General features: G+C 64.8%; 25 protein-coding genes. 18 read left to right on the forward strand and 7 right to left on the reverse strand.

The window, feature by feature from the left end:
• The first annotated feature begins 86 nt into the window (after positions 1-86).
• From P2T60_RS03350 to dnaJ, 11 genes are all read left to right on the forward strand, one after another.
• The gene (locus P2T60_RS03350; protein WP_276281148.1) at positions 87-719 is read left to right on the forward strand and encodes a rubrerythrin family protein; all 633 of its coding nucleotides are present in this window, start codon (positions 87-89) and stop codon (positions 717-719) included.
• A 191-nt stretch (positions 720-910) separates the two neighbouring features.
• Positions 911-1804: a sulfurtransferase gene (locus tag P2T60_RS03355; RefSeq protein WP_276281149.1), complete on the forward strand. Its 894-nt coding sequence runs from the start codon at positions 911-913 to the stop codon at positions 1802-1804.
• 66 nt (positions 1805-1870) lie between these two features.
• Positions 1871-2536, forward strand: coding sequence for an SCO family protein (locus P2T60_RS03360; RefSeq protein ID WP_276281150.1), 666 nt, complete (start codon positions 1871-1873; stop codon positions 2534-2536).
• Complete coding sequence (locus tag P2T60_RS03365; protein ID WP_276281151.1) at positions 2533-3057, forward strand: TlpA family protein disulfide reductase; 525 nt, start codon at positions 2533-2535, stop codon at positions 3055-3057. The genes P2T60_RS03360 and P2T60_RS03365 overlap by 4 nt, the downstream gene beginning before the upstream one ends.
• Complete coding sequence (locus P2T60_RS03370) at positions 3054-3713, forward strand: cytochrome c biogenesis CcdA family protein (protein ID WP_276281152.1); 660 nt, start codon at positions 3054-3056, stop codon at positions 3711-3713. The genes P2T60_RS03365 and P2T60_RS03370 overlap by 4 nt, the downstream gene beginning before the upstream one ends.
• Before the next feature lie 51 nt (positions 3714-3764).
• The gene (locus P2T60_RS03375) at positions 3765-4226 is read left to right on the forward strand and encodes a luciferase domain-containing protein (protein WP_276281153.1); all 462 of its coding nucleotides are present in this window, start codon (positions 3765-3767) and stop codon (positions 4224-4226) included.
• A gap of 60 nt (positions 4227-4286) precedes the next feature.
• Positions 4287-4619 carry a DUF5518 domain-containing protein gene (locus P2T60_RS03380; protein ID WP_276281154.1) on the forward strand — a complete coding sequence of 111 codons (333 nt, stop codon included), beginning with the start codon at positions 4287-4289 and terminating at the stop codon, positions 4617-4619.
• A 91-nt stretch (positions 4620-4710) separates the two neighbouring features.
• The gene (locus P2T60_RS03385) at positions 4711-5490 is read left to right on the forward strand and encodes a hypothetical protein (RefSeq protein ID WP_276281155.1); all 780 of its coding nucleotides are present in this window, start codon (positions 4711-4713) and stop codon (positions 5488-5490) included.
• 146 nt (positions 5491-5636) lie between these two features.
• On the forward strand, positions 5637-6266 hold the full coding sequence (locus tag P2T60_RS03390) for a nucleotide exchange factor GrpE (protein ID WP_276281156.1): 630 nt from the start codon (positions 5637-5639) through the stop codon (positions 6264-6266).
• 289 nt (positions 6267-6555) lie between these two features.
• The gene (dnaK, locus tag P2T60_RS03395; protein ID WP_276281157.1) at positions 6556-8472 is read left to right on the forward strand and encodes a molecular chaperone DnaK; all 1917 of its coding nucleotides are present in this window, start codon (positions 6556-6558) and stop codon (positions 8470-8472) included.
• A gap of 551 nt (positions 8473-9023) precedes the next feature.
• Complete coding sequence (dnaJ, locus tag P2T60_RS03400; protein WP_276281158.1) at positions 9024-10193, forward strand: molecular chaperone DnaJ; 1170 nt, start codon at positions 9024-9026, stop codon at positions 10191-10193.
• Here dnaJ and P2T60_RS03405 read toward each other — a convergent pair.
• Entirely contained in the window at positions 10190-10459 is a 270-nt protein-coding gene (locus P2T60_RS03405) for a hypothetical protein (RefSeq protein WP_276281159.1), read from the reverse strand. The two genes, dnaJ and P2T60_RS03405, sit on opposite strands and share 4 nt — an antisense overlap.
• Positions 10460-10753: 294 nt before the next feature.
• Between P2T60_RS03405 and P2T60_RS03410 the strand changes: the two genes are divergently transcribed.
• The 3 genes from P2T60_RS03410 (at position 10754) to P2T60_RS03420 (ending at position 15046) form a co-directional block, all read left to right on the forward strand.
• On the forward strand, positions 10754-11779 hold the full coding sequence (locus P2T60_RS03410) for a CPBP family intramembrane glutamic endopeptidase (RefSeq protein ID WP_276281160.1): 1026 nt from the start codon (positions 10754-10756) through the stop codon (positions 11777-11779).
• 30 nt (positions 11780-11809) lie between these two features.
• A complete protein-coding gene (locus tag P2T60_RS03415; protein WP_276281161.1) occupies positions 11810-12679 on the forward strand; it encodes a hypothetical protein in 870 nt (289 codons plus the stop codon).
• A gap of 357 nt (positions 12680-13036) precedes the next feature.
• Complete coding sequence (locus P2T60_RS03420) at positions 13037-15046, forward strand: AMP-binding protein (protein WP_276281162.1); 2010 nt, start codon at positions 13037-13039, stop codon at positions 15044-15046.
• Here the strand turns inward: P2T60_RS03420 and P2T60_RS03425 are convergent, their stop codons facing one another.
• On the reverse strand, positions 15047-15826 hold the full coding sequence (locus tag P2T60_RS03425; protein WP_382209899.1) for an aldo/keto reductase: 780 nt from the start codon (positions 15824-15826) through the stop codon (positions 15047-15049).
• 24 nt (positions 15827-15850) lie between these two features.
• Positions 15851-16621: a hypothetical protein gene (locus P2T60_RS03430; RefSeq protein WP_276281163.1), complete on the reverse strand. Its 771-nt coding sequence runs from the start codon at positions 16619-16621 to the stop codon at positions 15851-15853.
• A 155-nt stretch (positions 16622-16776) separates the two neighbouring features.
• On the opposite strand from P2T60_RS03430, the gene P2T60_RS03435 reads away from it, so the two are divergent.
• Positions 16777-18210 carry a short-chain fatty acid transporter gene (locus P2T60_RS03435; protein WP_276281164.1) on the forward strand — a complete coding sequence of 478 codons (1434 nt, stop codon included), beginning with the start codon at positions 16777-16779 and terminating at the stop codon, positions 18208-18210.
• A 140-nt stretch (positions 18211-18350) separates the two neighbouring features.
• On the opposite strand, the gene P2T60_RS03440 is transcribed toward P2T60_RS03435, so the two are convergent.
• The gene (locus tag P2T60_RS03440; RefSeq protein WP_276281165.1) at positions 18351-18539 is read right to left on the reverse strand and encodes a hypothetical protein; all 189 of its coding nucleotides are present in this window, start codon (positions 18537-18539) and stop codon (positions 18351-18353) included.
• Between the two features lie 72 nt (positions 18540-18611).
• Complete coding sequence (gene lonB, locus P2T60_RS03445) at positions 18612-20624, reverse strand: ATP-dependent protease LonB (protein ID WP_276281166.1); 2013 nt, start codon at positions 20622-20624, stop codon at positions 18612-18614.
• A 170-nt stretch (positions 20625-20794) separates the two neighbouring features.
• Here lonB and P2T60_RS03450 point away from each other — a divergent pair, with 170 nt between their 5' ends.
• The 3 genes from P2T60_RS03450 (at position 20795) to P2T60_RS03460 (ending at position 22750) form a co-directional block, all read left to right on the forward strand.
• Positions 20795-21313, forward strand: coding sequence for a nicotinamide-nucleotide adenylyltransferase (locus tag P2T60_RS03450; protein ID WP_276281167.1), 519 nt, complete (start codon positions 20795-20797; stop codon positions 21311-21313).
• 326 nt (positions 21314-21639) lie between these two features.
• Complete coding sequence (pyrF, locus tag P2T60_RS03455) at positions 21640-22449, forward strand: orotidine-5'-phosphate decarboxylase (protein WP_276281168.1); 810 nt, start codon at positions 21640-21642, stop codon at positions 22447-22449.
• 31 nt (positions 22450-22480) lie between these two features.
• A complete protein-coding gene (locus P2T60_RS03460; RefSeq protein ID WP_276281169.1) occupies positions 22481-22750 on the forward strand; it encodes a DUF7520 family protein in 270 nt (89 codons plus the stop codon).
• 254 nt (positions 22751-23004) lie between these two features.
• Here the strand turns inward: P2T60_RS03460 and P2T60_RS03465 are convergent, their stop codons facing one another.
• On the reverse strand, positions 23005-23604 hold the full coding sequence (locus P2T60_RS03465) for a trimeric intracellular cation channel family protein (RefSeq protein WP_276282242.1): 600 nt from the start codon (positions 23602-23604) through the stop codon (positions 23005-23007).
• A gap of 25 nt (positions 23605-23629) precedes the next feature.
• Positions 23630-24391, reverse strand: a complete 762-nt coding sequence (locus tag P2T60_RS03470) for an SAM hydrolase/SAM-dependent halogenase family protein (protein ID WP_276281170.1) — start codon at positions 24389-24391, stop codon at positions 23630-23632.
• Positions 24392-24427 lie beyond the last annotated feature (36 nt).

Genomic DNA, 24427 nt, shown 5'->3' on the forward strand with positions numbered 1-24427 from the left:
CTTCTAAGAGCAACAAAAAGAAGGGTAGAAGGGACGCGAAACGCTTCCGCAAACCTTCAAGCGCGATGACGCCGTAGACTCCCGACATGAATCCCGCGACCTTCTCCGACGACGTAGAGGACGCGAAGGCGACCCAACTCGACCGCCTCGGGTCTCAGCAGGCGCTCGTCGCCCTGACCGACGCCGAACTCGACGCCGAGACGGTCCTGCGCGCCGCCGCCCGAAGCGAACACACCGCCCGCGAGACGTTCGACGGGTGGGCCGAGAGCGCGGACGACGCCGACGCCGAAGACGCGTTCGCGGCCCTCGCCGAACAGGAGGGCGACCACTACGAGCGAGTCGTGGCGGAGTTGGACGGCGGGTTCGACCCCGACGACGCGGTGGACTCGGTACACGCCCACCTGCGAAATCTCGACTCGACCGTCGAGCGCGCGGCCGGACTCGTCGGTCGCTCGCTGGCGAGCGACCGGACCCAGTTGCAGGTCGTGAACTTCTTCGTCAACGAGGCCGACGAGCGCCGGGCCGACCTCTTCCGGGACCTGCGCGCGGACACGCAGGAAGCCGTCTCGGTCGGGACGGACCTGCTCGGGTCCCACTGCGAGGGCGAGGACGACTGGGAGCGCGCCCGCGAGACCGCCGAGGGAGTCGTCCGAATCGCGTACGACGACTACGCCGAGACGCTGGAGGGGATGGGTCTCGACCCGCGACCCATCTGCTGACCGGCGTTCCGAGGGTTGCCGGTCGGGTCCGCGCGCCGGTCGGCGCGCGGACCCGACTGGTGCGCTGACCAGTGCTCGGAACCCATCGGCTCGCTCACCGGGACGCCCGCTCGCCTTCCGAGGCGTCCTGTCACGGAACGCGACACTCCCGGTTATGTAGGTCGGCGTCGTGGTCCCGGTCGGTGGGGCAAATGAACGATACGGATTACGACACCGACGTACTCGTCTCGGCCGACTGGGTGGAAGACCGACTCGAACAGTTCCGGAGCGACGACCCCGAGTACCGACTCGTGGAGGTCAACAGTCCCGAGTCGCCGGACACCGACTTCCCCTCGCGCTACGACGAGGGCCACGCTCCCGGCGCAATCGGGATGCAGTGGGACGAGGACCTCTCGGACCAGCAGGAACGCGACATCCTCAAGAAGGAGGACTTCGAGCGAGTCGTCGGCGAGGCGGGAATATCGGACGACTCAACCGTCGTCTTCTACGGCGACGGGTGGATTCCCAACTGGTTCGCACTGTTCGCCTACTGGGAGTTCAAGTACTACGGCCACGAGGACGCCCGCGTCCTGAACGGCGGGAAGGACTACTGGGTCAACGAGGGCTATCCGACGACCGACGAAGTGCCCGACTTCCCGGCGCAGGAGTACCGCGCCCGCGGACCCTTCGAGAGCATCCGGGCGTACAAGGACGACGTGGACAAGGCGATGGACAGCGGTCTGCCGATGGTAGACGTGCGCTCGCCCGAAGAGTTCTCGGGCGAGGTCATCGCGCCCGAGGGTATGCGCGAGACGGCCCAACGCGGCGGTCACATCCCCGGCGCGTCGAACGTCCCGGTCAAGCAGGTCCTGAACGACGACGGGACGTTCAAGTCGCCAGACGAACTCCGGAGACTGTACGCCGACCACGGCGTGGACGGTGAGGAGTCGGTCATCACCTACTGTCGCGTCGGCGAACGGTCTTCCATCGAGTGGTTCGCGCTACACGAACTTCTCGGGTTCGAGGACGTGCGCAACTACGACGGGTCGTGGACCGAGTGGGGGAATCTGGTCCGCGCGCCCATCGAACGCGGCGACGGGGACTAGTCGCCGACCTCGGTCTTTCGAGAGTTGCACCAGACTACCTTTCACCGGGCGGTGGTAAGGGCCGGTATGGACCGACGCGAATTTCTTCGAACTGCGACCGCGGTCGGACTCGCGGGCGGGGTAGCGGGGTGTACGGGCGTCCTCGACTCGAACTCGAACGTTGCGCTGGGCGAACCCGACAGGGAGGTGGACGGCGAGAAACTGCCGTACCCGACGTGGGGCCAGAAGGTCCCGGACGTGACGCTCCCGGCACCGCTGGAGGACCGGACGGTCGAACTCCGGAGCGTCGGCAAACCGAGCGTCCTGACGTTCTTCTACAGTCACTGTAAGACGGTGTGTCCGGTGCTGGTCTCGACCGTGCGGAACGTCCAGACCGACTCGCTGAACGAGAGGTACGCCGACGACGTGGCGTTCTTCCCGACGACGTTCGACCCGGCGCGCGACGACGCCGACCGCTTGGAGGCGTACTCCGAGAAAATGAACGTGGACGCCGACGCCGGAAACTGGCACTTCCTCCGACCGGAGTCGAAAGACCGCGCGAAGGCCGTCGTCCAAGACGAGTTCGGGGTCGCCTTCGAGCGAACCGACCCCGAGGACATGGACATGTACATGTTCACCCACAGCGCGCTCACCTTCCTCGTGAACGCCGACGGCTACGTCGAACGCGCCTATCGGTCGAAGTCGCCGAAAGCGAAGCAGATAATTTCGGACCTCGAAACAGTTCGAACATGAACAGACGCACCCTGCTAGTCGCGCTCGGGGGTCTCGGTCTGACCGGCGCGAGCGCGTGGCTTCTGGGAAACGACCTCGGGTCGTCGGCGGACCTGCCCCTCCGCGTCGAGACGATGGACGCGCAGGGGTCCGAGGCGGGCGAGGTCCGTCTCCCCGTCGAGAACACCGTGACGGTCCTCGACCTCTTTGCGACGTGGTGTAGCCCCTGCAAGAAGCAGATGGACGCGCTCGATGCCGTCCACCGTGATTTCGGCGACGAGGTGGCGATGGTCTCGGTCACGAACGAACGCGTCGGCGGGTCGCTCTCGAAGGCCGACATCCGCGACTGGTGGCGCACCCACGACGGCGGGTGGACGGTCGGTCTCGACCCCGACAGCGAAATCGCGTCGGCGCTCGGCGCGCACGGCATCCCCTACGTCGTCGTCTTCGACGCCGACGGCGAGGTGCGCTGGCAGGACGGTGGTCTCACCGACGAGGGCGTCCTCCGGAAACAGATAGCCGACGCACTCGCCGAGCGATGACGACTTCCGAGTTCGCGGGCGCGGTGGCGTTCGCGGCGAGTACGGGCGTGACGACGTTCTTCGCGCCCTGCGCGTTCCCACTTTTGCCGGGATACGTCGGCTACTACGTCAGCGAGAACGACGACTCGTCGGGCGTAGTCCCCGCGGCGGCGGCCGCATCGGGCGCGCTGGTCGCGCTGGGAGCGATTGCCGCCCTCGCGTTCGCGCTCGGCCAGACAGTCACCTCGGTCCTGCCGCTTTTCGAACCCATCGTCGGGGTGGGTCTCGTGGCGTTCGGCGCGCTGACCCTGACGGGTCGCGCGCCCGACCTGCGGGTGGCGCTCCCCGAGCGTCCGGATTCGGTCGCCGGGTTCGGGGTCTTCGGCGCGGTATACGCGCTCGCGGCCGCCGGGTGCGTCGCGCCGCTGTTCCTCGGCGTGGTGACGCAGGCGCTCGCGTTCTCGCCCGCCCGCGGTCTCGCAGTTCTGGGCGCGTACTCGGGTGCGGTCGCGGCCCCGCTGGTGGGCGTGACGCTCCTGACGAGCGCGGGCGTCGAGACGTGGCGCGACCTCGGTCGGTACTCGGGGACGCTGGAGCGAGCGGCCGCCGTCGTGATGATACTCGCGGGACTCGGCCAACTCTACCTCTCGGTCGTGGTCCTCGAAGTTCTCCCGTGATAGACGGGCAGTCAGACTAAGTTGCCAGACGGCGTGTCTTCGACAGAGACCATGGGGGACCAAGACCAGCGTCAGGCGGCGCGACTCGTGGACCGCGTTATCGAGGAAGTCGCCGCGTGGCCCCACGTCGAGACCAACGAACACCGGTTCGAGGGCCGAGAGTTCACTCTCGGCCCGCGCGAGGTGGGCCACGTCCACCGATGGGGTATCGTGGACGTGCCGTTCACCAAGCGCCTGCGCGAGACCCTCGTCGAGGAGGACAGGACGAAAGAACACCACGTCGTCCCGGAGTCGGGGTGGACGACACACTACATCGAAGGCGACGAGGACGTGGAACGGGCTATCTGGTTGCTCCGATTGTCCTACCTCTACCACGTGAACAATCTCAAGAAGACGCCGAAGGGCGCGGAGATGTTCGAAGAGATAGACGTAGCCGAGGAATTGGAGGAGTTGGGCGTGAGCGACGAGGTTCGGGCGGCGTTCGAGCGGCGAGGGGTGATGGCAAACTTATAATATAAACTCATCTTCGACCGGAAAAGGTAGTAATTTAATTCTGGAGTTCAAACTAGAAATGTGAAAAAGAAAACAGCAATCAATATATCAATTGGCGCTATTTCATCATTATTATTGGTTGATTTTCCGGGAGGTGCTTTAATAGGGGGTAGTCTCGCTGGCTATCTGCAGAGGGGAAGTAGAAAAAAGAATATAATAGTTGGTCTTTTAACTGGTTTGGTGGCCATACTATTGCTGTGGATAATTACAATCAGTAATGAACTTCTCCAAGGAGAAATTAGATATTGGTGGGCACTGGTACAACCATTGATTACGGCGTCTTTGTATGCAATCGTTATTTCACCTCTTGGCGGTGCCATTGGTGGATACGTGCGGGAGGAAACCTCCGAATAGAGCCACGATGCACAATTAGCAACTATATATAAGTATAGATTATTTACATAAGATATAAAACTTTAAGTAGTTTATATGAATTTGTCATCTCGTGTCTAGTGAAAAAGACATATTTGGAAGACGAAAAGCTCTCAAAATAGCAGGTTCTGGACTTTCTCTGGCTACTGTCGGGTCAGCTAGCGCCAACGCTTCTTCAGGACGAGAACTGAGCGACATTCTCGAAAAAGCACGGCGTATTCGAGAGAGAACGGGAAGTCAAGAACAGTTCATTGCGTATCTTGAAAACCACGGTGTTTCAATTAATACGTCAAAAAACGAGTTTAAGAAGCCAGCTCGACCTTCCGACGGTACATCCGAAAATGTCACCACGCAGAAAGTAGAAGACGCAGACATGACCGGCTACTTGACAGTCGGTGGGAATCTCACCGAGACGTTCGCAGATTATAAAGTAGAAATAAAAGACGGATACGGAACTGGTGAAGATAATCACGACGTAATTGGTATTTCTTGGGTACCTGATGATTACGACTTACAGGAGAACGGTACTCGAACACAAGACGCCACCAACGCGTATCTCAAGGATTCCAGCTTCGATGGTGCGCTATGGGGATTCGACGATTTCAACGCGTGCGGGTGGGGATGTGACCTCTCCTTCTCGGTAGCCACCGACATGGACAAAACGACAACAGAGACACCGAGAAAGATAGAAGCTACTTATCAAACGGTGTGGAACGAATCAACTAGTGTTGTCGGATTCTCCGTTGATTCCAGTGGTTCCATGTCTCTCAGTGTCTCAGGCGGTGGCGGGCAAACATACGTCGAGCAAATAGACAGACAGGTAGTTAAAGAAAGCCAGTCAACCGAACTATAGGGCCATACATCCCACCTCTGATTTGATTGATTTTGCCATATAATTAAACGAGATAGAAAAACCAATTTATATACTAAATGTAGAATCTGCTTCTCCTACGATGCCGTTTCTGAATCCTTAAACGCGCCCAACCGTTTGTACCGAACATGACCGACGAGGAAGTCACCGAGCAGGTGCGGGAGGACGCCGAGGAGCAAGCAGAAGATGCCGAGGCCGAAACCGAGACCGAGGACCACCTCGGACCGACCAGCACGAAACTCGTCGCGGAGGTGGCCACGCAGGACGCCAACCTCGCCACCGAACTCGAAGGCCACCTCGCGCAACTCGAAGCCGACAGAGAAGAGGCCCGAGAGCGCGCCGACGAACTCGAATCCAAACTCAAGCGCAAGCAGGCCGACTTCCAGAACTACAAGAAGCGCGCCAAGAAGCGCCAAGAGCAGATGAAAGACCGGGCCACCGAGGACCTCGTGGAGAACCTGCTGGACGTGCGCGACAACCTCGTGCGCGCCGTCGAGGACGACCACGAGAACGTCGAGAGCCTCAAAGAGGGCGTCGAGATGACCCTGAAGGAACTAGACCGGGTGTTCGAAGGCGAGAACGTCGAGGCGATAGACCCCGACCCCGGCACCGAGACCGACCCGCAACGCCACGAGGTGATGATGCAGGTCGAGAGCGACCAACCGGAAGGGACGGTCGCGGATGTCTATCAGCCGGGCTACGAGATGGGCGAGAAGGTCCTGCGGGCCGCGCAGGTGACGGTCAGCGACGGCGAGTAGGTCGGTTTCGTTTTCGGGACCTAGAGAGCGACTGCCGGGAACCGTGGTTCGGTCGGCCGAGCGCTTCCCGGTGGAAAGCACACCGGGCGAAGCGACCACCTCGGAACGCGGCTACCGATGCGGAGTTGACAGTCAGACGAGAAGTGGAATTGCGGTCGGATATATAAGTATGCCATCTATCGGCACAGTGGTTTTCCGAAACCGCAAGCAGGCGTCGGGATGTTTGTGGAGGCACGAACGGCGAGACTAGCAAGGCTTAAACGGCAGAACGCGCAAGGTATCGAACAAGATGGCGAGCAACAAGATTCTGGGCATCGACCTCGGCACCACGAACAGCGCGTTCGCGGTCATGGAGGGCGGCGACCCGGAGATAATCGTCAACAGCGAGGGCGAGCGAACCACGCCCTCGGTCGTCGCCTTCGACGACGGCGAGCGTCTCGTCGGGAAACCCGCCAAGAATCAGGCGGTCCAGAACCCCGAGCGTACGATTCAGTCCATCAAGCGTCACATGGGCGAGGAGGATTACACGGTCGAAATCGACGGCGAGGAGTACACGCCCGAGCAGATTTCGGCGATGACCCTCCAGAAAATCAAGCGCGACGCCGAGGAGTACCTCGGCGACGACGTGGAGAAGGCGGTCATCACGGTCCCCGCCTACTTCAACGACAAACAGCGCCAAGCGACCAAGGACGCCGGTGAAATCGCCGGGTTCGAGGTCGAGCGCATTGTCAACGAACCCACTGCGGCGTCGATGGCGTACGGGCTTGACGACGAGTCCGACCAGACCGTCCTCGTCTACGACCTCGGCGGGGGCACCTTCGACGTGTCCATCCTCGACCTCGGCGGCGGCGTCTACGAAGTCGTCGCCACGAACGGTGACAACGACCTCGGGGGCGACGACTGGGACGAGGCCATCATCGACTACCTCGCCGACGAGTTCGAGAACGACCACAACATCGACCTCCGCGAGGACCGTCAGGCCCTCCAGCGCCTGAAGGACGCCGCGGAAGAGGCCAAAATCGAACTCTCCTCCCGGAAAGAGGCCGACATCAACCTCCCGTTCATCACCGCGACCGACGAGGGGCCGGTCCACCTCGAAGACAGCATCACTCGCGCGAAGTTCGAGAGCCTGACCTCGGACCTCATCGAGCGCACGGTCGGCCCGACCGAGCAGGCCCTCGAAGACGCGGGCTACTCGAAGTCGGACATCGACGAGGTGATTCTGGTCGGCGGTTCGACCCGGATGCCCCAAGTCCAAGAGAAGGTCGAGGAGATGACCGGCCAAGAACCGAAGAAGAACGTCAACCCCGACGAGGCCGTCGCGCTCGGCGCGGCGATTCAGGGCGGCGTCCTCTCGGGCGACGTGGACGACATCGTGTTGCTCGACGTGACTCCCCTCTCGCTCGGTATCGAGGTCAAGGGCGGTCTCTTCGAGCGACTCATCGACAAGAACACCACGATTCCGACCGAGGAGTCGAAGGTGTTCACCACCGCCGCGGACAACCAGACTTCGGTGCAGGTCCGCGTGTTCCAAGGCGAGCGCGAAATCGCCGAGGAGAACGAACTGCTCGGCGAGTTCCAACTGACGGGCATCCCGCCCGCACCGGCCGGAACACCCCAAATCGAAGTCGGGTTCAACATCGACGAGAACGGCATCGTCAACGTCACCGCCGAGGACCAAGGGTCGGGTAATCAGGAAGAGATTACCATTGAGGGCGGCGCTGGTCTTTCGGACGACGAAATCGAGCAGATGCAGGAAGAGGCCGAGAAGCACCAAGAAGAAGACCAGAAGCGCCGCGAGCGCATCGAGGCCCGCAACGAGGCCGAGAGCGCCATCCAGCGCGCCGAGACCCTCCTCGAAGAGAACGAGGAGAACGTGGACGACGACCTGAAGGACGACATCGAGTCCGAAATCGAGAGCGTCCGCGAGGTGCTGGCCGACGAGGACGCCACGAAGGAGGACCTCGAAGACGCCACCGAGAGCCTGAGCGACGAACTGCAGGAAATCGGCAAGCAGATGTACCAGCAACAGGCCCAAGCCGGTGCTGGCGGCGCTGGCGCTGGACCCGGCGGCGCGGGTCCCGGCGGTGCGGCGGGTGCCGGACCCGGCGGCATGGGCGGACAGGCCGGACCGGGCGGTGCTGGCGGCGACGACGACGAGTACGTGGACGCAGACTTCGAAGACGTGGACGACGACGAGGAGTAATCGCGTTCAGGTAGTCTACTATTTTTACCGTCGTGCGGCCGGATGTCGGATGTTCCACCCGCGGGTTCCGATTCGCTGGAATCGGATAGCGGCGTCGTACGTAATAACTCACAGCGACTCGGAAAATCTCCGAGCAGTTAGCGTCGAGCTATAATCTGGACGCACTCACGGACGAGTAGCAATCCCAATAACACGGCGGAAGCGTACAGCCTTGCGTACCGGCATCAGACTGGACCGTGGAGGTATCCTGAGGTTCTATGCAGTCATCTGTTCCGGCGTCAGCGGCCGACACCGAACCGGTTCCTGCGGTAACTAAACACACTGCAAGTACGAGCGTGATTGCGAGTCGTTTGACATTCATTGTCTACCACGAACCAATAGTTTGCTGTCCTATATTATAAATTTTATCAAGGGATTGGAAGATAGATTTGCCGGTGCAGTCGGACGAGAGGGTCGGCACAGAAACGCTACGCTCGTGAGATTGCTCGCTTCGCCGAGTCGGAGTAACCCGGTCCCTTCAAGTGGCAGAACCGATTACGAAGGCACAACGAATGAGCGAGGACTTCTACGACGTACTCGGCGTGAGTAGGGACGCCGACGAGGACGAAATAAAATCGGCTTACCGCGACAAGGCGACCGAGTACCACCCCGACGTGAGCGACGACCCGAACGCCGAAGAGAAGTTCAAAAAGCTCCAGAAGGCCAAGGAAGTGCTGACCGACGACGAGAAGCGTCAAGCCTACGACCAGATGGGCCACGACCGGTTCGAACAGGCCGAGAAGCGCGGCGGGTTCGACGGTGGCGCTGGCGCGGGCGGCGCGGGTCCCGGCGGCATGGGCGGCGGTCCGTTCGGCGGCGGCATGGGCGGACAGGGCGGCATGGGCGACATCTTCGAGCAGTTCTTCGGCGGCGGCGGTCGGAGTCGCCAGTCCAACCGGCCCCAGAAGGGCCAAGACCTCCGCACGCGCATGACCATCGACCTCGAAGACGCCTTCGAGGGCGTCGAAAAGCAGGTCAGCGTCCGGCGTCCGGAGCGATGCGACGACTGCGACGGCGAGGGCCACCCGCCGGGTACCGACTCCCACACTTGCGAGGAGTGCAACGGCCGCGGGCAGGTCACGCAGGTCCAGCAGACCCCGCTCGGTCGGGTCCAGCAGACCCAGACCTGCCGTCGCTGTGGCGGCGAGGGCGAAATCTACGCCGAGACGTGTTCGACCTGCGGCGGCGACGGCACGGTCCGCCGCGAGGCCACCCTCTCGGTCGAAGTCCCGGCGGGCATCCAGTCGGGCCAGACCCTCCAGATGGACGGCGAGGGCGCGCCCGGACCCAACGGCGGGCCGAACGGCGACCTGCTCATCGAAGTCGAAGTCGAGGACCACCCCGACTTCGAACGCGAGGGCGACGACCTGCGGCGACAGGAACCCGTCTCGTTCCCGCAGGCGACGTTCGGCGATACGGTCGAGATTCCGACCCTCGACGGCACCGTCGAGATGGACGTGCCCGCGGGCACCCAGAGCGGCGAGACCTTCCGCCTGCAGGGGAAGGGCATGCCCCACCTCCGCGGGCGGGGACAGGGCGACCTCTACGTGACGGTGCAGGTCGTCACGCCCACGGACCTCAACGACGAGCAGAAGGAAGCCCTCCAGCAGTTCGCGGAGGCCGGTGGAGAGGAGATTAGCGTCGAGGAAGGCTTCTTCGAGAAGATTAAGAACTCCTTCTAATCGACCGTTTTATCCCGAGCGCAGTCGCCGTCGGCGACTGCGCTCGATAAAAGCTCGACCGAAAAGCCGTCGTCACCCCTCAGAAGCGCGGGGCGCTTCTTCGAGGGTTCCTCGGCCTGTTCGCGTCGGCGCGCCGACGACGCCGACGGTGGAATCGTGGTGGGCACCGCAGAAGTCGTCGGCGTGAACCGCGAGAGAATCGGGCGAGCGAAGCGAACGCGCCGCCCGTCCTTCCCGTAGTCGGAGACCCAAACGATGAAATACAATTCCTAAAGCAACTTTCTCCGTTTCTTAAGAAATAATTTTGTTTTCTCTGGCTCGCTCTCGGAGGCTTTCGAGGTATTCACCGACGCAGTTCCTGCGGTTGCGGTGCTGTCGCGGACCGATGGGCTTTCGGCGCGTTCGTCACAGCAGTTTCCGCGGTCACAGTCGTAGTCGCAGGGACGTTCGAGGAACCTTTCGTAGTCAAACCGTCACCGGCGATACCATCGCCCGAATCGACCACGCGCGGGTCCCGAGACACCACCGACTTTTGTCCACGGCCTCCCTACCTTCGACCGATGCCGCCAGCGCCGCAGTACCCGTCGTTCGCCGCCGTCACCATGTTCGTCCTCGGGTTGCTCATCGTCCTCGCGCGGGCCTCCCAAGCGATGTTCGAGGACCCCGACGAGACCGACGAGCGGTCCGATACCGGCGACGACTCGGACTCGCGCCCGCCCGCGACCGGTGCGGCCCGAATCGAACGCCACGCCGACACCGGGCGGACGCGCGCCGAGCGAATCGAGCGCGAGGTCCTCGACGGCGAGGACGACGGAGGTGACGCGAGTCCGTGGAACGACGCCGAGGGGACTTCCGACGCCGACGCGAGTCCGTGGGGCGAAAACGAGGCCGAACTCGACGCCCGGCGAGCGTCGGCGGAGCGCGACCCCGACGCCCGCCAGCAGGAGCGTCTCGAATTCACCACCGGCGCGTTGCTGGCGAACGTCGCCCTGAGTCAGGGCGTCTTCGGCGCTATCCTCGTGGCCGCGGCGTGGGTCGCCGACCTGCCGCTTGAGGCCCTCGGCGTCCGACTCGGCGACCCGTGGAGCGTCGGACTCCCGGCGCTCGCAGTGGGCACGGCGGTCGGCGTCGCGCTGTACGCCGCGAACGAACTCTCCACGACGGTTCTGGACTCTACGGGCGTGGACTACTCCGAGGGACTGCGCGAAGCCCTCGCCCCCGACACGCCCCGGGGTTGGGCAGTGCTACTCGGCGTCGTCCTGCCCGTCATCGCCGTGTTCGAGGAACTGCTGTTCAGGGCCGCGCTCGTCGGCGCGTTCGCGGCGGGGTTCGGCGTCTCGCCGTGGGCGCTCGCGGTGTTCTCCACCGTCGCGTTCGCCATCGGACACGGCGCGCAGGGACCCGGCGGCGTGGCCGTGACCGGCCTGCTCGGGTTCGCGCTGGCGGCCGCGTTCGTCCTCACCGGGAGTCTGCTCGTCGTGGTGGTCGCCCACTATCTGGTCAACGCGCTGGAGTTTGTCGTCCACGAGGGATTTGGCGTCGAGTGGGCGCGGGAACCGCCGACCAGCGAAGACGAACGTTTTTAGATACAGACAGATAACTGTGTGAGTAGAAACGTGACGGCCGAACACTCACCTCCCGACGCCGCAGGGTCGGCGACCGACACCGACGCCTTCTTCGGACTCGTCGTGGGCGTGTACGCGGCCACGCTCGTCGTTCCCGCCGTCTCGATTGCGGTCGCGCTCCGAGTGCCGACCGACCCCGGCGTCCTCTTTTTTCTCTCGCTCGGGGTCGGCGTCGCCGTCACCGCGGCGGTGGGCCGAATTGCGGGCCGAACGCCGCTGGCGGTCCGCCTCGGCGGGTCGCGGTGGGTGTGGACCGCGATGGCGCTTCCGTTCCTCTATTTCGGTGTCCTTCCGCTCGGGACGACCTTCGCCCGCGGTGACGCCCTCCCCGGCGGGATGGTGGCCGTCGCGCTCGTCGGCGCGATAGCCGGGTTCCTCTCCGGCGTCGGCGTGGTCGCGGCCTCTCGGAACCGACACGCGAAGGCGATGGTGGCCGACGCGGAGACGGTCGTCCGCTTCGCCGCGTCCGCACCGGCCCGAGACCGCCGGGTCACGACGTGGGCGGTGGCCGGACTGTTCGGCGCGGCCATCCTCGGGTTCGTCGGGTCGGCCCTCCTCGATTTCGCACCGCTCCGGTGGTTGTTCCAGTTGCTCGTTCCGGCGGGGACGGCCCTCTACGGGACGACTACCGAGCGCCGGGTCACGATTTCGGACGCGGGCATCGTCGTCGCCACCCCCGCCTACAAGCATTTGCGGTCGTGGTCGGCCTACGAGAGTTTCGACGTGACCGACGAGGAAATCGTCGTCCGGCGCGCCGGGTGGTCGCCGTGGGGCCTGCGTGATTTCCGTCGGGACGCCACGGAAGTCGAGGACCCCCGAGCGGTCGCCGCGACCTTGGAGCGGTTTCTGCCCCGCGAGTAGCCTCACTCCGGGTCGCGGTGCGATGGCGGTTGCGGTCGCGGTGCGGTGGCGGTGCTGTGCGGTAGCGGTGGCAGTACTGTGCGGTGGCGGTGCGGTAGCGGTACGAACCGCGATTGCTACCGCGAGCGAGGAAGCGCCGGAGGCGCGACGAGCGAGCGGACCGAGGAACCGTCGGAAGCGCGTCCGTCGGACGCGCTTCCGGCGGTGACGACGGTTTTTGGTCGAGCTTTTGCAAGGGAGGGACGCGTCTGAGTCTGCGACTCAGACGCGACCGACCGCTGGAAAAGGTCGTGGTCGAAAGGTCGTTGAGCAAGTTACTTGGCACGTCCCCGCAACATTTTCTGACAGGAGGACACTATGGATACGCTCGAAGACGTAGACGAAATCGTCCACGAACCGACCGAGGAGTTCGTGGAATCGACCAACGTCTACCAGTTCATGCAGGAACACGACATCGAGGACTACGACGAACTCGTCGAACGAACCACGACCGAGGTGGAGGGCGTCGAGGAGTCCGGCGTCGAGTGGTTCTGGGACGAGATGGTCGAGTACCTCGACATCGACTTCTACGAGGACTACGACGCGATTCGGGACGACAGCGAGGGACCCCAGTTCTCGGAGTGGTACGACGGCGGCGAGTTGAACATCGCCCACAACGTGGTGGACCGCCACGCCGCCCCCGACAGCGAGACCCGAAACAAGGTCGCGTGCATCTGGGAGGGCGAGGGCGGCGAGGTCCGGGAAATCACGTTCCACGAACTCGCCCGCCAGTCGAACAAGGTCGCCAACGCCCTCGAAGCGCGCGGCGTCGGCGAGGGCGACGCGGTGGGTCTCTACATGCCGATGGTGCCCGAAGTCATCTCCATCCTCTACGGCGCGTTCAAGGTCGGCGCAATCGCGGTACCTATCTTCTCCGGGTTCGGCGTGGACGCCACCGCCACCCGCATCGAGGACCCCGAGTGTAAGGTGCTGTTCACCGCCGACGGCTTCTACCGCCGCGGCGACGAGGTGACGCTGAAGGACGCCGCCGACGAGGCCATCGACCAAGCGGGCCACGTCGAACACACCATCGTCTACGAGCGACTCGGCCACATCTCCAGCGACGAGGTGTCGCTGAGGTGGCGAAGCAGAGACGAGACGTGGGACGAGGCGGTCGAGACCCAATCGGACGAGTACGACACCGCGTCGATGGCCTCGGGCGACGAGTCGATGCTCCTCTACTCGTCGGGCACCACCGGCAAGCCCAAGGGCATCGTCCACACCCACGCTGGCGCGCTGATGCAGGCCGCCAAGGAGATTTACTTCGGCTTCGACCACAAGCCGAGCGACCGCTTCTTCTGGGTGTCGGACATCGGGTGGATGATGGGACCGTGGACGCTCATCGGCAACCACGCGTTCGGCGGCACCGTCTTCATGTACGAGGGCGCGCCCGACCACCCCGAACCCGACCGCTTCTGGAAGATGATAGACCGCCACGGCATCTCGACGTTCGGCATCTCGCCGACCGCGATTCGCGCCCTCCGCAAGCACGGCGACGAGTACGTAGAGAAACACGACCTCTCGACCCTTCGCCTGCTGGGTTCGACCGGCGAACCGTGGGACCCCGAGAGCTGGCAGTGGTTCTACGAGAAGGTCGGCGGGAGCGAGGCACCCATCATCAACATCTCGGGCGGCACCGAAATCATGGGCTGTTTCCTGATGCCGATGCCCATCCAGTCGCTCAAGCCCTGCACGCTCGGCGGGCCGGGGCTGGGAATGGACATCGACATCGTGAACTCTCAGGGCGAGTCCATCGCCGACACCCACGAACGCGGCTTCCTCGTCGCCAGAGACTCCTGTCCCTCGATGACTAAATCGCTCTGGTCGGGCGACGAGCGATACCTCGAAGAGTACTGGTCTAGCTTCGAGGACCCGCCGCTGTGGGACCACGGCGACTGGGCACAGAAGGACGCCGAGGGCTTCTGGTTCCTCCACGGCCGGGCCGACGACGCCATCAACGTGGCTGGCCGGAAGGTGGGTCCCGCCGAAGTCGAGGGCGCGCTCATCGACCACGACGCCGTGAATCAGGCCGCCGCGGTCGGCGTCCCCGACGACACCACCGGGCAGGCCGTCGTCACCTACGTCATCCTCGAAGACGGCTACGAGGTGAGCGACGACCTGCGCGAGGAACTCCGGGCGCAGGTCGGCGAGGAACTCGGCAAGCCGTTCCGCCCCCGCGAAGTCCTGTTCGTCTCCGAGTTCCCCAAGACTCAATCGGGCAAAATCATCCGGCGGGCAATCGAGGCGACCTACACCGGCGAGGACTTGGGCGACATGTCCTCCATCGAGAACCCCGAGGCGCTGGACGAACTCGAAGACGCCGAGTAGCTACTCGAACAACTTCTTCTGGCGGTCGATGGACTCGATTCTCGCCACGTCCTCGTCGTCCAGCGACAACTCCAGCGCGGCCAGATTCTCCCGGAGGTGGTCGTCGCTGGACGACCGCGGAATCGGGACGACGTTCTCCTTGCCCGCGAGCCACGCCAGACTCACCTGCGCGGGGGTCGCGTCGTGCTTCTCGGCGACGGCCCGAATCTCGGGCAGGTCGAACACCTCGCCCTGCGCCAGCGGCGAGTAGGCCACGAGCGAGTAGCCGCGTCGCCGGGCGTCGGCGAGCAGGTCGTCCTGCCGGTAGAGCGGGTGCATCTCGACCTGATTCGCCGCGACGGGCGCGTCCAGAATCTCGCGGGCCTCGGCGACCTGTTCGGCGTCGAAGTTGCTCACGCCCACCGCGCGGACCCGGCCCTCCTCGCGGAGTCGGTCGAACGCGGGCAGGGTCGCCTCGGGGTCGTAGGTGTCGATGGGTCGGTGGACGTAGAGCAAATCGACGTAGCCCACGCCGAGTTCGTCGAGGCTCTCGCGCGTGCTGGCGAGTACGTCCTCGGGCGCGAGGCTGTCGGCCCACACCTTCGTCGCCACCGAGAGGTCCGCGCGTTCGACCGAGGCCCGTTCGACGCCGCGGCCGACGACCCCTTCGTTCTCGTAGATTTGGGCGGTGTCGAGGTGTCGGTAGCCGAGTTCGACCGCCGAGGCGATGCGGTCGGGGTCCTCGATGCCCATCGTTCCGAGTCCGAGTTTCGGGGTCACGTCCAGCGGGTCGTCGTTCATGCCCCGACGTTCGCGCCCGGACAGTTAGTCTAACCGAACGTCGGCGGGGCGGACGACTGCCGATTCTGCTTCGGGCGCGTCGTCCGACGCGACTGCGAAGTCGCCGGTCGCCTCGTCGTCGGGGAGCAGGACCGCCGCGCCCGCGAGCAGGGGCGCGAGGACGCCCGCAACGACGGTGCCGGGGGCCGCGAGCGAGGCCCGAACCGCCACCTCGTCGTCGGGTTCGAGACCCCAGTTGTCGGCCACCCGGCGGGCCGAAGCGAGCAGGTCGGCGTGCGAGAGACCGGGGGCGTCCCCGTTCCCGCGGACGCTATCGCGCTCGTCGCCGTCGCCGACGGCGACGAGCGCGACCGATTCGGGGTCGATTGCGGTCCGGGGGAACGAGGGGTTCTCGCTCCACACGTCGCGCTCGAAGTGGTGAACCGACGGGTCGTCGGGCGGGCCGCCGTAGCAGACTCGTTGGCCGCCCGCCGAGAGGTCGTAGTCGCCGACCGACTCGCCCGGTGCGACGACGACTCGGGCGTCGGCGGCGTCGGCGTCCGAGCGCGGGACGAACCGGGTCCCCGCGCCGAGGAGCGCCGCGCCGAACAGCGCCAGCAGTGCCTCTGGTTCGGGGTCGTCCGCGACGGCGACCACGGCGTCGTCGTGGACACCTATCCGCCGGAAGAAGTTGCCCGTCTTCCACGCGGTGGTACAGAAGCGGTGGTAGTCGTAGCGTCGGCGCTCGCGCGGCGCGACGACGGCGGGGTCGTCGGACCGCCGGTCGCGGGCCACGATGTCGCCAAGCGTCTCCATAGTCGGCGGTTGGTCGGAGACCCAAAAAGCGCCGCGGTCGGCGGCGACGTTCGGCGGGAGTCGCGGCCGGGCGGGTCCCGGTCGGTCAAGTTCGCGCGCCTCGGGGCTAATCTAACAATGCTTATCATAGGTTGTTAGATACTATCTCACGGATTATGACGAACGTAATCAGAAGACTGTCCGAGAGCAGTTCGCGTCTCGTGGAGCGCTACCTCCCGGACGCGTTCCTGTTCGCGCTCGTGTTGACCTTCGTGACCTACGCGATGGCGATAGCGCTGGTCGAACCCGCGCCGGGCGCGGGGTACGGTACCCACGCCCAGAACGTCCTGATGGACGGGTGGCAGGCCGGGTTCTGGAACCTGCTGTCGTTCGCCATGCAGATGACGCTCATCCTGATGACGGGGTACGCGCTGGCCCAGACCGACCTCGTTGACCGACTCCTCTCGTGGGCCGCGACCCTGCCATCGACCGAACGCCGGGCCGCCGCGCTGGTGCCGGTGGTCGCGGCGCTCGCGTCGTTCGTCCACTGGGGTCTCGGTCTCGTCGTCGGCGCAATCTTCGCCCGGAAGGTCGCGCAGGCAAACCGGTCCATCGACTTCCCCATCGTCGTGGCGGGCGCGTACTCCGGGTTCGTCGTCTGGCACGGCGGACTCGCGGGGTCGATACCCCTCCTGCTCAACACGGAGGGCAACTTCCTGCTGGAGGCGGGCGTCCTCTCGGGGACGATTTCCACCGGCCAGACCATCTTCACGGTGGCGAACCTCGCCATCTTCGGGGTCGTCACGTTCCTGTTCCTGCCGGGACTATACGCGCTGATGTACCCGGAGAACGACGAGAAGAAGACGCCAATCGACCCCAGCGAGTTCGAGGACGCCGCGGCCGATGGTGGGGTCGCGGCCGAGCAGTCGCCCGCCGCGGAGACGACAGTCGCCCAGCGAATCGAACACTCCCGGCTCGTCGGCGTGGCGACCGGACTGCTCGGACTGGTCGCGGTCGGGTTCTACTTCGGCACGCCGCTCGTCGAGGAAGGCGTCATGCCGTGGAACAACCTCGGACTCAACGTCGTGAACTTCGCGTTCCTCTTCCTCGGGTTGACGCTCCACGGCACGCCCGCGGCCTACGTCGAGTCGATGAAGGAAGCCGTCGAGAACGTCTGGGGCATCATCCTCCAGTTCCCCTTCTACGCGGGTATCATGGGCATCATGGCCTACGCGCCCGAGGGTTCGACCAGCCTCGCCACCCAAATCGCACAGGGCATGGTCGCAGTCGCTCCGGACGGCGCGCTCCCGGCAATCGCGTTCCTGACCGCGGGACTGGTCAACGTCTTCGTCCCGAGCGGCGGCGGCGAGTGGGCCGTCATCGGCGAGACGCTCGTCACGGCCGCCAAGACCAGCGGCGCGAGCGTCCCCCGAGTCGCGGTGGCCGCGTCGTGGGGCGACGCGTGGTCGAACATGATTCAACCGTTCTGGGCGATTCCGCTCCTCGCAATCAGCGGTCTCTCGGTCCGGGACATCATGGGCTACTGCGTGATGGTGTTGCTCGGCGTCGGCATCGTCGTCTCCGTCGGCATCACCGTGTTGCCGATGTAGTCGCCGCCGGGTTCGACTCCCCGTCGGTCGGACCCGTCGCTCGCCGAGCGACGACCGGGACGACTCGAAAAAACGAGACTGCGACGCGGCCGTCGGTGAGGGACGGCGACTTCTGAGGGGTCGCGTCCCCGGATTCCGACTTACTCGGCCGCCACTTCGTCTTCGAGTTCGATTTCGGTGTTACTCCGACCCGACAGCCACGTGGTCAGCGCCACGGAACCGGCGGCCAGCGCGCCGATTTTCGTCCCTTTCCCGCCCACTTTCCGGACGAGGAGGGTCGCAACGATGCCTGCAACGATACCGCGAAGGAGGCTCTTTTTGAGTCCCATGATTGGGTCTACGTAAGGTGTCCTAAAAGATATATCTATCTCGGCGCGAAAAACGGAGAAAAACCGAGTGCGCTACTGCGGACTCGGACTGCCTGTACCCTGACGGCCGACCTGCCGTTCGAGCGCCGACCCGGTGATGTTCTTCAGGCGGTCCACGAGGCTGTCCTTCTCGGCCTCGCCCGCGAGGGCGACTTCGAGAACCTCGCTGATGTGGGAGACGGGGATGATTTCTATCTGTTCCTCGTACTCCTCTTCTATCATCACGTCGTCCTCGTTGGCCGCCGGGATGATAACCCGGTCGAGACCCGCCTTCGCCGCGGCCTCGATTTTGTGCGTGACGCCGCCGACCGGCAACACGTCGCCCCGGACTGACAGCGAACCGGTCATGGCGAGGTCCTGTTCGACCGGAATCTCTTCGAGGGCCGAGATGACGGCGGCCGCGACCGTAATCGACGCCGAGTCGCCGTCTACGCCCTGTTGACCGGCTTGGACGAACTGGATGTGAACGTCCTTCTCGGTGATGTCCTCGTCGCTGAACTTCTTGATGATGGCCGAGACGTTCTGGACTGCCTCCTGAGCCATCTCCTTGAGTTGCCCCGTGGCGATGACTTCGCCGGGACCCTGCGAAGGGGTCACTTCGGCCATCACGGGGAGGACGATACCGGAGTCCTCGCCCATGACCGCGAGTCCGTTGACGCGGCCGACGACTTCGCCCTGATTGACGGTGAGTTCGTAGTCCTTGCGGCGTTCGATGTAGTCGTCGGCGACCTGTTGCTCGATGGAGCGACTCCGGCGCTTGGCCTGAAGCACGTCCTCGCGCTCGGTCTGGTCTTTGTTCGCGGCGCGAGCGATGTCCCCCGCCACGCGAACGAGTCCGCCGAGGTCACGAAGCTTGAGCGTGAGGTGGTCCTTTCGGCCCGACCGACGCTGTGCTTCGAGGATTATCTCTTCGACCGCTTCCTCGTTGAAATGGGGCAGGCGACCGTCTTTCTCGACCTCTTGGGCGATGAACCGGGTGTACTTCCGGCGCATCTCCGGGGTATCGTCGATGGTGTCGTCCATGTACACCTCGTAGCCGTATCCCTTGATGCGCGACCGGAGCGCCGGGTGCATGTTCTCCATCGCGTCCATGTTCCCCGCGGCAATCATGATGAAGTCGCAGGGGACGGGTTCGGTCTGAACCATCGCGCCCGAGGAGCGCTCGGACTGGCCCGTGATGGAGAATTCGCCCTCCTGAATCGCGGTCATCAGCTTCTGCTGACTGCGGATGTCGAGGGTGTTTATCTCGTCCACGAACAGCACGCCCTTGTTGGCCTTGTGGATGGCTCCCGGTTCCACGCGGTCGTGGCTCGGGGTCTCCATCCCGCCGGACTGGAAGGGGTCGTGGCGCACGTCGCCCAGCAGGGCACCGGCGTGGGCACCGGTGGCGTCCTCGAAGGGCGCGGTGGTCTGGTCGGCGTGGTTGACCAGCAGGTTTGGAATCATCGCGTCGTTGCCCCGCGACCCGTAGCGGAACGCGAGATAGATGACGCCCGCCGCGAGGATGCCCAGTAGCGGTCGGGTAGCGATGAGGAGCGAGTACCCCACCACGATGGCGATGATGACCCACATCAGGAACGACCGCATCTGGTTGCGCTTGCGGGCCTCTTCCTTGTGGGCCTCGATTATCTGCTCGCCCTTTCCGGCCGGGACCGTCCGGACTTTCGGCTCGTTACCGTCGTCGGGGTTGTGGTAGACGAGTACGTCCTGTAGGTCCTCTTTCGGCAGGAGTTCGCTCATCGCCTTCGCCAGCATCGACTTGCCCGTTCCGGGCGTGCCAATCATCATGACGTGGCGGCGCTGTTTGGCCGCCTTCTGGACGACATCCCGAGCGTGGTCCTGCCCGATGACCTGATCCACCAGTCGGTCGGGAATCTCGATTTCGTCGGTGGTCTCTATCTCCAATCCGCCGAGCAGGTCGGCTTCGACTGCCTCGTCGTCCGTCACGTCGGGTTCAACGTCACTACCGAGGTCTTCGAAGCCCGGACTGTCTTGTCCGGTTGACTGCTCCGGCGGCGGAGCCTCGTTATCGGTGTCCTTACTCATAGAACTGTCCTGTACGTACCTGAATTGAGGGCTGGAGAATTGATATACTTTCTCCCTCGATTCGCCAACAGTGGCTACGGTGAACTCGGCGATAGAGGCGTCGAAGTGGGCGTTTGGGACGGAAGCGGCATCTCGCCACCCTTATAAAACCTCACGGCCCAACGATAGGTATGACCCGCGGGTTCTACATCGGTCGCTTCCAACCGTACCACAACGGACACCACAACGTGGTCCAGTCTATCGCCGAGGAAGTAGACGAGTTAGTCCTCGGTATCGGGAGTGCGGGCGATTCGCACACACAACACGACCCGTTCACCGCGGGCGAGCGAATCATGATGATAACCAAGTCGCTGGTCGAGTCGGACCTCGTGACCTACGCGGTTCCCATCGAGGACTTGGACCGCAACTCGGTGTGGGTCAGTCACGTCCAGAGCATGAGTCCGGACTTCGACGTGGCCTACTCGAACAACCCGCTCGTCATCCAGTTGTTCGAGGAGGCTGGCGTCGAGGTGCGCCAGTCGCCGATGTACAACCGCGACGTACTGGAGGGAACCGAGGTCCGCGACCGGATGATAGAGGGGAAAGACTGGGAGCGTCTGGTGCCGGACGCGGTGGTCGAAGTCGTCGAGGAGACCGGCGGCTTGGAGCGGATTCAGCGCGTGAGCGACTCGGACAGCAACGGGGAGTAGGCGCTTTTCTCGCTCGTTTTCGTCTCACGACCGGTCCTCTGCATCGTAACTCGTACCAGAACTACCGCCGGAGTCAGAAAGACGACTCCCCCGAAAGCCACGGCCGGTCGCGGTCGGCCAGACGACCACGCAAACGCGACCGGCCGTGCCCTTTCAGTCCGACCGACCCCACCGTAACCGCGGGCCACGGAGGGTGCGTCGGGGGACGACCTCCCCCCGAGCAGTCGGCGCTTCGCGCCGACGACGCCAGCACGCGCCGACCGGTATTCCTCCGACGATGCGTGAACTTCGACGCCTTTGTATCCGCACCGCCGGAACCACCACCGATGACCGCGTTCTTCGACCGACTCGCCGACCGCATCGCCGAGGTGGACAGCATCGTGTCGGTCGGGTTGGACCCCGACACAGACCGCTTGCCCGCCGAGGTCCGAGACGCCGACCTACCGCGCTGGGAGTTCAACCGCCGAATCGTCGACGCGACCGCCGACCACGCCGCCGTCTTCAAGCCCAACGCGGCGTTCTACGAGGACCCCGACGGGTGGCGCGCGCTGGAGCGGACCGTCGAACACGCCCGCGAGAAGGGCGTCCCGGTCCTGCTCGACGCCAAGCGCGCCGACATCGGCAACACCTCCCGACAGTACGCGAAGGTACTCGACTCGGTGGACGCCATCACCCTCAATCCGTTCCTCGGCCGGGACTCGCTCGCGCCGTTCCTCGACCGGGAGGACGCGGGGTGTTTCCTGCTCTGTCGGACCTCGAACCCCGGCGGCGCGGACGTACAGGAGTTGGAACTCGCCGACGGGGACCTCGTGTACGAGCGCGTGGCCGACCTCGCCAGCGAGTGGAGCGAGGACGGCAACGGCAACGTCGGTCTCGTCGTCGGCGCGACCACCCCCGACGAACTCCGGACGGTCCGCGAGCGAGTCCCCGACCTGCCGTTCCTCGTCCCCGGCGTCGGCGCACAGGGCGGCGACGCCGAGGCCGCCGCAACCTACGCCACGGCGACGAACGGCGCTGGACTGGTCAACTCCACGCGGGGCATCATCTTCGCCGGAGAAGAGTCGGACCAATCGTACGCCGACGCCGCCGAGGAAGCCGCCCGCGACCTGAAAGAGCGACTGAACCGGTACCGATAGCCCTAATCGACGCGAACCCCAACCGCCGGTCGTGAGTACCAACGCGACAGTCTCCGGACGGCCCATCTTCGCCGCCGTCGCCGTCATTGTCGTCCTCTTGGCGGGCGGCATCGGCGCTATCGTCGGCGCGTCCGGGCAGAAGCGCGCCGTCTCGATGGACCTTCTCGGCGTCGTCTCGTTCCAGATGTCGCCCGTCTCGATGGCGGCGTTCGGCATGCTCGTGACCGCGGGCGTGCTGGCGCTCCTGTTCGGTCTCGTCACCCTCGCGTCCCGGTACGACGACGCCGACGAGCGCGCCTGAGGGCGGGCGGACACGCTCGTCGGCCGTGCGCGCCCGACCGCCGAGTGCGCACGGGAGGCAAAAAACCACCCACCGCAATCAACCCCACAACCAACCTACCTCTCGACTCTGCAATTTACCTCTCGATTCCGACCACGGCCCTCATCTACGTCGGGGTCGCCGTCGCCGTGGAACTGGCCTACTCGAGGTGGACGCCCTCGGAGGCCGGACCGAAGCCAGCACCGGGAGCGACTGAGCGACAGCAGAACAGGCAGTTACACCGTCGGTAACTCCCACTCGTAGCGAATAGCCAGCGAGCGCAGTCCGAAGACCACGACCGCACAGACGAGCGCACTCGCGCGCTGACCGACGCCGACCGTGGCAACCAGCCAGAAGACGCTTCCACCGACGATAGCGCAGGTCGCGTAAAAGTCTTCCACGAGGACGAACGGGACGTTCCGAAGGAGGACATCGCTGACGAGACCGCCGCCGACGCCGGTCACTGTTGCGAGGACGACCACGCCGAACGCTGAAAGCCCGGCGTCGGTGGCGACGAGCGCGCCCGTGGTAGCGAACGCCGCCAGTCCGACCGCGTCGGGGAGCAGGACGACCGCGTGGTCCGTCAGCGATTGGTCCGTCAGGTCGTCGCCGAGTCGGGCCAGTGCGATGCCAGCGACGACGCCGAACAGCACGACGCTCACGTCGGTCGTAGAGCGGAGCGCCACCGGAACACTGTCCACCAGCAGGTCGCGGGTGACGCCGCCACCGAGAGCGGTCAGCACCCCGAGGACCGCGACACCCAGCACGTCGAGGTCGGCGTCCGCACCCCGGAGCGACCCGACGACCGCGAACGCCAGCAGGCCGACGACGTTCATCACCGCAAAGGCGTCGAGTCCCACGCTACACCTCGACGTGGATTTCGTCGCTGACCGAGACGCCGAAGGCGTCGTCGCCCCGGCCACGGTTGACCGCCAACTCGACGTTGCCGTGGCTTCCGACCGTGACGAGTCGCTCGCCCGGCGCGACTTCGGCGTAGGCCCGCGCGACGGGCGCGGACTCGCCGTTGACCGCAACCGACTCCCGGCCGTCGAGCAGTTCCGCGGGGAGGTTGGTGACGGCGTTGCCGAACCCGTCCACGACCAGCACCTCGCCGACGGCGGTGGCTCCTTCGAGTTCGGGGTCGGGAAAGCGCAGGTCCTCGAAGCCGTCGTCGGGCACCACGTCGTCGCGCTCGTGGAACGATTCGACGCCTTCCTCGTGGATTGCGGCGGCGGCGGGCGCGAACACGTCCCGGCCGTGGAAGGTGGAACTCGCGGGGTCGGCGTACTCGACTTCGAACACCTCGACCTCCGTGCCCTCGCTGTCGGCCAACTCGCGTGCGACCGGAAGCAGGACACCGTTGTCCGGTCCGACCAGCGCGTGGTCGCCCGCCCGCACCGCGAGCGCCGCCCGGTCGGTGCCGACGCCGGGGTCCACGACGACGAGGTGGACCGCGGGCGGGAAGTACGGCAGGACCTCTCGAAGCCAGAACGCGGTCGCTCGCACGTCTTGGCGGGGGAAGTCGTGGGCCACGTCCACCAGTCGCGCATCGGTTCGCTGGAGCATAACGCCCTTCATCGCGGCGGGGTAGGGCGTGCCGAAGTCGGAAGCGAGCGTTATCATACGCGAGCGTTCGGCTTCGACGGCCTAAAACGCACC

It is taken from the genome of Halorussus caseinilyticus (genome assembly GCF_029338395.1).
Classification (GTDB): domain Archaea; phylum Halobacteriota; class Halobacteria; order Halobacteriales; family Haladaptataceae; genus Halorussus; species Halorussus caseinilyticus.